General features: G+C 63.7%; 12 protein-coding genes and 1 pseudogene. 7 read left to right on the forward strand and 6 right to left on the reverse strand.

The genetic code is table 11. From position 1 onward, the window contains the following. Positions 1–57: 57 nt before the first annotated feature. Positions 58–1,278 (forward strand): IS256 family transposase, encoded by a 1,221-nt coding sequence (locus tag ACTJK8_RS31845; protein WP_440762770.1) that lies wholly within the window; start codon positions 58–60, stop codon positions 1,276–1,278. A 44-nt stretch (positions 1,279–1,322) separates the two neighbouring features. Here the strand turns inward: ACTJK8_RS31845 and ACTJK8_RS31850 are convergent. Both ACTJK8_RS31850 and ACTJK8_RS31855 read right to left on the reverse strand, forming a co-directional pair. Further along, a pseudogene (locus ACTJK8_RS31850) lies at positions 1,323–1,708 on the reverse strand (transposase); the annotation flags it as partial. A 157-nt stretch (positions 1,709–1,865) separates the two neighbouring features. After that, positions 1,866–2,117 (reverse strand): type II toxin-antitoxin system Phd/YefM family antitoxin, encoded by a 252-nt coding sequence (locus ACTJK8_RS31855; protein ID WP_051475822.1) that lies wholly within the window; start codon positions 2,115–2,117, stop codon positions 1,866–1,868. Here ACTJK8_RS31855 and ACTJK8_RS31860 point away from each other — a divergent pair. Together ACTJK8_RS31860 and ACTJK8_RS31865 are read left to right on the forward strand one after the other, a co-directional pair. Next, positions 2,111–2,410, forward strand: coding sequence for an AbrB/MazE/SpoVT family DNA-binding domain-containing protein (locus ACTJK8_RS31860; RefSeq protein ID WP_440763158.1), 300 nt, complete (start codon positions 2,111–2,113; stop codon positions 2,408–2,410). The genes ACTJK8_RS31855 and ACTJK8_RS31860 overlap by 7 nt on opposite strands. A gap of 385 nt (positions 2,411–2,795) precedes the next feature. Continuing rightward, positions 2,796–3,935 (forward strand): alpha/beta hydrolase, encoded by a 1,140-nt coding sequence (locus tag ACTJK8_RS31865; RefSeq protein ID WP_440763159.1) that lies wholly within the window; start codon positions 2,796–2,798, stop codon positions 3,933–3,935. A 249-nt stretch (positions 3,936–4,184) separates the two neighbouring features. Here the strand turns inward: ACTJK8_RS31865 and ACTJK8_RS31870 are convergent, their stop codons facing one another. From ACTJK8_RS31870 to ACTJK8_RS31880, 3 genes are all read right to left on the reverse strand, one after another. Then, on the reverse strand, positions 4,185–4,415 hold the full coding sequence (locus ACTJK8_RS31870; protein ID WP_440763160.1) for a hypothetical protein: 231 nt from the start codon (positions 4,413–4,415) through the stop codon (positions 4,185–4,187). Between the two features lie 77 nt (positions 4,416–4,492). Then, entirely contained in the window at positions 4,493–4,807 is a 315-nt protein-coding gene (locus ACTJK8_RS31875; RefSeq protein ID WP_440763161.1) for a helix-turn-helix domain-containing protein, read from the reverse strand. Beyond that, positions 4,804–5,196, reverse strand: coding sequence for an autoinducer binding domain-containing protein (locus ACTJK8_RS31880; protein WP_440763162.1), 393 nt, complete (start codon positions 5,194–5,196; stop codon positions 4,804–4,806). The genes ACTJK8_RS31875 and ACTJK8_RS31880 overlap by 4 nt, the downstream gene beginning before the upstream one ends. Before the next feature lie 200 nt (positions 5,197–5,396). Between ACTJK8_RS31880 and ACTJK8_RS31885 the strand changes: the two genes are divergently transcribed. The 4 genes from ACTJK8_RS31885 (at position 5,397) to ACTJK8_RS31900 (ending at position 7,199) form a co-directional block, all read left to right on the forward strand. Next, positions 5,397–6,029, forward strand: a complete 633-nt coding sequence (locus ACTJK8_RS31885) for an acyl-homoserine-lactone synthase (protein ID WP_024827529.1) — start codon at positions 5,397–5,399, stop codon at positions 6,027–6,029. 11 nt (positions 6,030–6,040) lie between these two features. Beyond that, entirely contained in the window at positions 6,041–6,217 is a 177-nt protein-coding gene (locus ACTJK8_RS31890; protein WP_440763163.1) for a hypothetical protein, read from the forward strand. Positions 6,218–6,474: 257 nt separating this feature from the next. Continuing rightward, a complete protein-coding gene (locus ACTJK8_RS31895; protein ID WP_024827528.1) occupies positions 6,475–6,903 on the forward strand; it encodes a hypothetical protein in 429 nt (142 codons plus the stop codon). Continuing rightward, positions 6,867–7,199 (forward strand): hypothetical protein, encoded by a 333-nt coding sequence (locus tag ACTJK8_RS31900; protein WP_440763164.1) that lies wholly within the window; start codon positions 6,867–6,869, stop codon positions 7,197–7,199. The genes ACTJK8_RS31895 and ACTJK8_RS31900 overlap by 37 nt, the downstream gene beginning before the upstream one ends. Positions 7,200–7,208: 9 nt before the next feature. Here the strand turns inward: ACTJK8_RS31900 and ACTJK8_RS31905 are convergent. After that, positions 7,209–7,574, reverse strand: a 366-nt coding sequence (locus ACTJK8_RS31905; RefSeq protein ID WP_440763090.1) for an IS66 family transposase, incomplete at its 5' end; no start/stop codon positions are given.

Consider the following 7,574-nt stretch of genomic DNA (forward strand, 5'->3'; position numbering starts at 1 on the left):
GGGACTGTCAGGAATTTCGTGTGCGGGCGGCCATAGTGGATCCGAAGGAGGTTCCCGATGGCACGACGCAAAGCACCCCGCATCCCTGACGCAATCCTGGACCAGCTCCTGGCCGGGGCCGATCCGAAGACGGCCTTCGAGGCCGATGGCCTGCTGGACGAGCTGAAGAAGGCCCTGGCCGAGCGGGCGCTCAACGCCGAGATGGACCACCATCTGGCAGGCGAGGACGCCGGCAACACGCGCAACGGCTATGGCCGCAAGACGGTCACCACCGAGACCGGCCGGATCGAGCTTTCGATCCCGCGCGACCGGCAGGCGACGTTCGATCCGCAGCTGATCGCCCGGTATCAGCGCCGCTTTCCCGGCTTCGACGACAAGATCGTGTCGATGTACGCCCGTGGCATGAGCACCCGGGAGATCGCCGCGCACCTGCGCGAGCTCTACGGCATCGAGGTCTCACCCGACCTGATCAGCGCGGTGACCGACGCGGTGCTGGAGGAGGTCGCCGCCTGGCAGGCCCGGCCGCTCGAGCCGGTCTACCCGATCGTGTTCTTCGACGCCTTGCGGATCAAGGTGCGTGACGAGGGCGTCGTCCGCAACAAGGCCGTCCACATCGCGCTGGGCGTGCGCGCCGACGGCGCCAAGGAGATCCTCGGCCTCTGGCTGGAGCAGAACGAGGGCGCCAAGTTCTGGCTACGGGTCATGAACGAGCTCAGGAACCGCGGCGTCGAGGACGTGCTGCTGGCCGTGGTCGATGGCCTGAAGGGCTTCCCCGACGCGATCCGGGCGGTGTTCCCCGAGGCGCTGGTCCAAACCTGCATCGTCCACCTGCTACGCCATAGCCTCGACTTCGTGTCCTACAAGGACCGCAAGCTCGTGGCGGGTGCGCTGAAGGACATCTACCGCGCGCTCGATGCCGCGGCTGGCGAGGCGGCGTTGGCGGCCTTCGAGACGAGCGAATGGGGTCGGCGCTATCCGGCTATCGCCCAGAGCTGGCGACGGGCCTGGGGCGAGGTGGTCCCGTTCTACGCCTTCCCCGGCGAGGTTCGCCGGATCCTGTACACGACCAACGCCATCGAGACCCTGAACGCCACGCTGCGCCGGGCTGTGCGCGCCCGCGGGCACTTCCCGACCGACGAGGCGGCGCTGAAGCTGCTCTACCTGGTCTTGAACCGCTCCGAGAAGGCGTGGAAGATGGGGCCGCGTGAGTGGGTCATGGCCAAGGCGCAGTTCGCCGTCATCTTCGGCGAGCGCTTCACCCGGGCCATGGCGGCCTGATGTTCAACCCGCCGCCCGCACACGGAATTCCTGACAGTCCCGGGGGCCGGGTACCTCATGCCTCGTCGCCCCCAGCCCCGCTCATGCTTTTTTTGAGTAGACGGTTCTCCAGAACGAGATCAGCCACGACCTCCTTCAGCGCCCCTGCCTCGCGACGGAGATCCCGCACCTCATCCGTGGTGGCCGCACGAGCCGTGTCTCCCGACAGGCGCTTCTTGCCAGCCTCCAAAAATTCTTTGGACCAGCCGTAGTACATCGAGGCGGCGATGCCCTCGCGCCGGCACAGCTCGGCGATGCTGTCCTCACCACGCAAGCCTTCCAGCACCACGCGGATCTTCTCCTCGGACGAGAACTGCCGACGTGTGGCCCGACGGATGCCCTTGATCACCGCTTCTGCCGGCTTCTTAGCCGGTCCGGATGTCTGCTTCATCTTCGCTCCTCAGGGGCTACGATGAACCAGCCATCCTCCGTTCGTGAAGACCCTCAATCTGTCCCACAGGTGCTGACGTCGGACAAGTGTGACGACAGGAACGGCCTTGGTCGGAGCGCCGGCCGGGAGCACATTGGTATCGACGAGATACAAGGCGTCACAGCTCGGCGCTTCTGAGTCCGCCGGAAGGGGAGGGGAGGTCATCGTCCATGACGGGCGCCGCCATGAGGAGCCTGCCGAAGGATGGGACCTGAGACAGCCTTTGCCACTCCTCGAAGCTGATCAGCACGGCCTCGGGCCGGCCATGGCGCGTGATGAGCGAGGGTTCGCCTTGCTTGGCCTGATCGATGACCACCGAGAGCGTGGCCTTCGCCGCCGAAACTGCCGAACAGGGATGATACGATGCCAGGACGTTTGCGCGCGAGCGTCGAGGTGGCGGAAGACGAGAGTATGATCCTTCCCGCGGAGGTACGGCAGGCCTTGGGCCTGACCGGTGCTAGCGAGGTGATCCTGATCCAGAAAGAGGGGGGTATCGAGATCACCACCACCAAGCGGATCGTCGAGAGCGTGCGGGCGCTCTTGGTCCCTTACCGCCAGGGTTGCGGTTCGCTGGTCGACGAGTTGATCGCGGACCGGAGGGCGGAGGTAGCCCGCGAGGAGGCCGAGGAGATCGCCTACCAGGCTGCTCGATCGCGCCCCTGAGATCGTCACCGCGCCTGCAATCTCCCTCGATGACATCGAGGCCAATCGGCCTCGTCACCACCGGCAACGCCTGTGCTCCTCATCCCCGTGGTTCGCAGTCGGTTCTGGGCCGCTCGCCGATGTCGGCCGGCTGATCGTGACCGCAGGCAGCAGGACGTGTGCCTCCATCAGGTCGGTCTTCGCGAGCTTCTTGGATGGACCCTATGTGCCCGGGGAACGGCACCGAATCCCAGCCTGACATGATGCGCTCGAGGTCGAGATTCATAAAGTACTCAGCCATAACCTCGCGCATCTGCGGTGCGAGGCGGATGCTACGATTGCTCTTTCAATCAGGATATGTAGATTTGCTGAAGATCGAAATACAACAACGCGCCAGGAGTGTCTTGTGATCAGAAGGAGAGACGCCCTGATCGGTGCAACAATTGCCGCGCTGGCAGGAAAGGGTTCGCAAGCTGTATCCAGAGAAAATTCCGGTCTGCAAGAAGCAAACGGGACGGATCTTCGCCTGAGATACGGTACAAACCGCAAGAAAGTACCGGGTTCTGATCTCTTTAATGGCGAGTACGAGTGGTCAGCAAATGACAAGCGCTACCACGCCGGGATCATCGATCTGGAGAAGATAGGAGGACAATGGCGGCCCAAACCGTCGCCATCCGCTCGCTCCCGCTCTGAACGAGGCCTCACAGCCGAGGATAATCCCAGGGCCGTCATACGAGGATTTCTCAACAGCGCTTCCGATACGCGTCGAGCTTTTTCCGAGGGCGAGCAGACGAATTCTCTCGTGTTTATCCACGGCTATGCATTCAATTTTACCGAGGTATTCGACGTTGCGGGAGTCATAGCCGAAGGATACGGATCGGCTAACAACTTATTCTTTTCATGGCCGTCTTACGGACAGCATCTGAAATACCTCCAAGATCGCGACCACGCGTACGGTTCCGGGGTGGCCGTCGCCCAATTCCTCAAGGATCTCTTCGACGAGATCGATACCAAGGGGCGGTCACCACGGATCAGTCTGGTGTGTCATTCCATGGGTAACAGGGTCATGAGCGCGACCATGCAGGCGCTCAAAGACCGAGGTAAAATGCCGTCCAAAACTTACTTCGAGCACATACTGCTTTTCGCCGCGGATGAAGATTATAAGGCTCTCAACGAAGAGGGCAAACTGAAACCTGTCATCGGAATGTTCAAGAAAAATTTGCATGTCTATACGAATGGCGATGATTTTGCTCTGGCTTTTGGTCAATCTGCGAACAACGGCATCGAAGAGCTTGGGAAGTACGGGCCGCGATCATTCCCGATAAGAAACAATGCTGGAGAGATACAAAAGGATATATTCTGGATCAATTGCCAGAGGGTTGCCGATCCGACCATACCGACGTTGGGCCATCAGTATTTCCGGCTGTCTCCGGAGGTCATAAACGACGCTCGGCAGGTTATAAGCGGAAAGGATCCTTCATCAATTTCGGGGAGATATGTTGAAAATGGATTTTGGGGACAGAAATTTTCAATCAAAAAAATTTAAGCGCATGTCTAAATATTGGAAAGTTTGTGTGTGAGCTTCTACGCTCGATGAGGATTGATCACACGTCGTTTATTTGTGAGCGCTGTACGTCGTGAAGGCTTCGCCTGCGATGAGATGTGATCGGGCGCTTGGAACAGGCGAGCTGAGTGGCGGCCGCGAGGAATGTTTCGCAATCCCGGATGCGGGTCGCAGGTTGACGCCTACCGGTCTACTTTTCTGTTTTGGTCAGCCGCGCACGCATTGCGGGGGTTACTGGCTCCGGGCAGCTGCCTCGCGCGCTTCGACGTCGTCCTGATCGACGAGGGCTTCCAGCATGCGGAGGGCGTGCAGCCGGTGCTCGTCGGTCGGGAGCGCCTCGAAGACCGCGATGATCCTGTGGAGGAGAAGCGTCCTGTAGCCGTCGGGGGCGTCCGACGACGTCGCGATGCTCGCCCGCGCGCGGAAGACACCGGCATCGACGCCGAGCGCTTCGGCGATCACCTTCAAGAGATCGGCGCTGCGCTCGCCCAATGAGGGGTCACGGCTCGCCCTGCTCGTCATCGATGGTCGATGCGGTCTCATTGGATCAGCCCACGCCGCAATCCCTCGGCCACCGCCTGGGCCCGGTTGCGCGTGCCGAGCTTCGCCCGCACGCACCGCAGGTGGCTGTCGACGCCATGTTCCGAGATGCCCATGATCTCGCCGATCTCCCAGTCGGTCTTTCCTTCCGCAGCCCCCTGCAGCGTCTCACGCTCACGCGGGGATAACACAACCGGCCGGTCGCTCCCCTGGCTCCGAACCAGCAACGCCTGGCCGAACGCGTAGCTCGCCACCAGCGTCAGCATCCCGCGGTGTTCCGGGGCGATCTCCAGATGCGAGCCGACGAAGCTCATCCCCCGAGCTCGCCCTCAATCGTGGTTAGCGGGACCGTGTAGCCGTCGCGCAGGCCGACCTCGGCCGCCTCGGCCATGATGCGGGCTGCAGGCGCAGACGAGGCGAGCCCGACATCCTCATCCCGCCAACCGAAGCCCTGCCGCCTGTGCAGCGTCTCCGCCACGATCGGGTCGTGCATCGCATAGTGCCGATCGATGTACCGACGCTGCCACGCGTGCGGTACGTTTTCCATGACGACGAACGAGCGATCGAACGCCCGCATGGCGCTTGGCGCCGGCAGCAGGCCGGCGATGACGACCTCGATGCCGAAGCCGGCCAGATGCCCCCGTACTGTGGCGACGACCTCGGGGAGGCTGCTCGCGCGGTCGAGTGCCTTCAGCAGCTTCAAGGTGTGGTCCAACGATCGGCGGCTCAAGGTGAACCCCAGATGATCCGGCGGATGATGCCGAACGTCACCATGCAAGATCCCAGCTGAAGGCAGGCTTATCGAGGTCGCGAGCGGTCCATCGCCGATCGGGCACCGGACTACGCGAACGCGTAGTATCGTTGATGATGCGGAACACGCATTCTGTTCAGCGGAGGTGCTTTATGATCCACGTTATCACGGCATCAAATGCTGAAAAAGAACGATTCTTGCTTGAACAGGCGTGGCGGTTTCGCCACAAGATCTTTGTCGAGGAGATGGGCTGGGCGGCCATCGCACGGGACGACGGGCGGGAGATCGACGAGTTCGACGACGAGCATGCCGTCCATCTCCTGGCGATGACCGACGGTGAAATGGTCGGCTATTCCCGGCTGCTGCCGACGACGCGGCCCTACGTCCTGTCGACGCATCTGCGGGACCTGTGCGAGGGGCCGACGCCGTCAGCACCCCACATCGTCGAGTGGAGCCGGATCGGGGTCGCCGACTGCGCCCGTATCTCCGGACGCCGGCTCAATCCGACCGCGCTGGCCCTCCTCACGGCGATCGTGGAGTGGGGGCTTGTCCGCGGCCTGCGCGGCTTCGTGTCCGAGATGCCGACGAGCTGGCTGCTGCGCCTCCTCCAGTTGCACATCCACGCTCTGCCACTCGGGCTCCCGCGGGTGATCGACGGAACCGAGATCGTCGCGGTCAACGCGAGCTTCGACGCTCGGAGCCTGCGGCAGCTGCAGGCCGTTCGGGGCACCACCGAGTCCGTCCTGGCGCCCGGCGCCTGCTCCTCGATACGCCTGGCGAGCTGAGGGGTGACACCATGGGCGACAACGGCGCGACCCACGAGGGGGATGCGTTCGACGACCTGAAGCGAGCGATCGCGCTGGCGCTCGATCTGCAGCGCACCGTGCGCCGGATCCAGGCTCCGCTGCTGCACCGGCTCGTCGACCTGATCCTCATCGAGCTCGGTCGGAGGCTCTCCAACGAAACCGCATAGCCCAACGTCGCCTGTCGACGATTTCTCGAGGGGTGGGGCGCGCTCGGACCACGGCCCAGGCGCATTCCGGGACGATCCCACAAGCGCGTGTTCGGCCAGCACTGGCGAACCGGCGCGGCCGTCGAAGCGGACGCGGAGCCCCATCGACGTCGGGGTCCAGATCGCAGCTCTCCTGGCCCAACATCGCGATGACCAGGAGGCCGCTCGGACCACCCGAAAGCGGCTCGAGGCCCAGCGTCGCGCTGCGGAGCGCGCGCGTGGCCCGGTTTCAGGATTGGCTGAAAGCGCGGTCGCTGCTGCACGCCGTCGTCGACGAGATCGAGGCCGAACTCGCCTCGGGTGGGTTCTACCTCGGGGTGACGGACGACGTTCCGCGTTCCAGGGACCTTGCGGCAGTGGAGATCCGTCTTTGCCACTTCGGCCGCCCGTGCGACCCGATCCTCGACCTCGTCGTGGAGGCTGGAGGGCGGCAGATTCTGCGAGATCTCGGCGGCAGCGGGCCGCCGCACCGCGGCGCGCTGCCGCCGGTGGCACACGTGACGGCGGACGATTACCGTACCGCCCTTCTCTCGTACGTGAAGCGTGTCATAACGGAGCTTGCAGATCTGGACGTGCCAGCGCCCGTCCAGTCCAGCGAGAGAGCCAGCCGATGTCACTCTCGACCAACTGGCTACGAATCGCGCTGAACACGCTGATTGGTCTTATAGGGCCGCGCCTGCCCTCTACGGCCGTAATGGCCAAGGCCGATGGCCTGACCGCCGTGTACGGAGACTTCGCCTACGGTGAGGCGCGGTTGATCGCCCGCGGTGAGCGGGCCAAGCGACGGCCGAAGGAGGATCGGTTCTGGTCCCAGGTTGCGCTGGAGATCGCGCGTCGCCAGGGACGCGAGATCGGCGTCAAGGGCGCCGACCGTTGGTTCAGAGAGGCGCGTGCAATCCATGCCCATCGGTACGCCTGTGGTGAAGGCCGCGATCTTCGTTGAGGCGGCGTGTCAGGCGGCGATCGGCTGAGGGTGGGTCTCGGTCCAGTTCCAGGGGAGCAGGTCGTCGAGGCCTCGAGCCGGATGGTCGGGCAGCCGGCTGAGCACATCGGCGAGCCAGGCCTGCGCATCGATGCCGTTGAGCTTGGCGGTCTCGATCAGCGTGTAGAGGGCGGCCGCGCGATGGCCGCCGGCATCCGAGCCGGCGAAGGTCCAGTTGCGGCGGCCTACCGCGATCGGCCGGATCGCCCGTTCGGCGGCGTTGTTCGACAGGCAGGCGCGCCCGTCGTCGAGGAAAAGGATGAAGGCGCTCCAACGCTTGAGCATGTAGTCGATCGCTTGCGCCACCGGAGCCTTGGCGGAGAGCTTGGCGCGGTT

The sequence above is a fragment of the Methylobacterium sp. 22177 genome, assembly GCF_052045615.1.
In the GTDB taxonomy this organism is placed as follows: domain Bacteria; phylum Pseudomonadota; class Alphaproteobacteria; order Rhizobiales; family Beijerinckiaceae; genus Methylobacterium; species Methylobacterium radiotolerans.

Coding starts and splice junctions, on each gene's coding strand:
- ACTJK8_RS31845 (WP_440762770.1), top strand. CDS start 58: ATGGCACGACGCAAAGCACCCCGCATCCCTGACGCAATCCTGGACCAG.
- ACTJK8_RS31860 (WP_440763158.1), top strand. CDS start 2,111: ATGCCAGGACGTTTGCGCGCGAGCGTCGAGGTGGCGGAAGACGAGAGT.
- ACTJK8_RS31875 (WP_440763161.1), bottom strand. CDS start 4,807: ATGAGCTTCGTCGGCTCGCATCTGGAGATCGCCCCGGAACACCGCGGG.
- ACTJK8_RS31885 (WP_024827529.1), top strand. CDS start 5,397: ATGATCCACGTTATCACGGCATCAAATGCTGAAAAAGAACGATTCTTG.
- ACTJK8_RS31890 (WP_440763163.1), top strand. CDS start 6,041: ATGGGCGACAACGGCGCGACCCACGAGGGGGATGCGTTCGACGACCTG.
- ACTJK8_RS31900 (WP_440763164.1), top strand. CDS start 6,867: ATGTCACTCTCGACCAACTGGCTACGAATCGCGCTGAACACGCTGATT.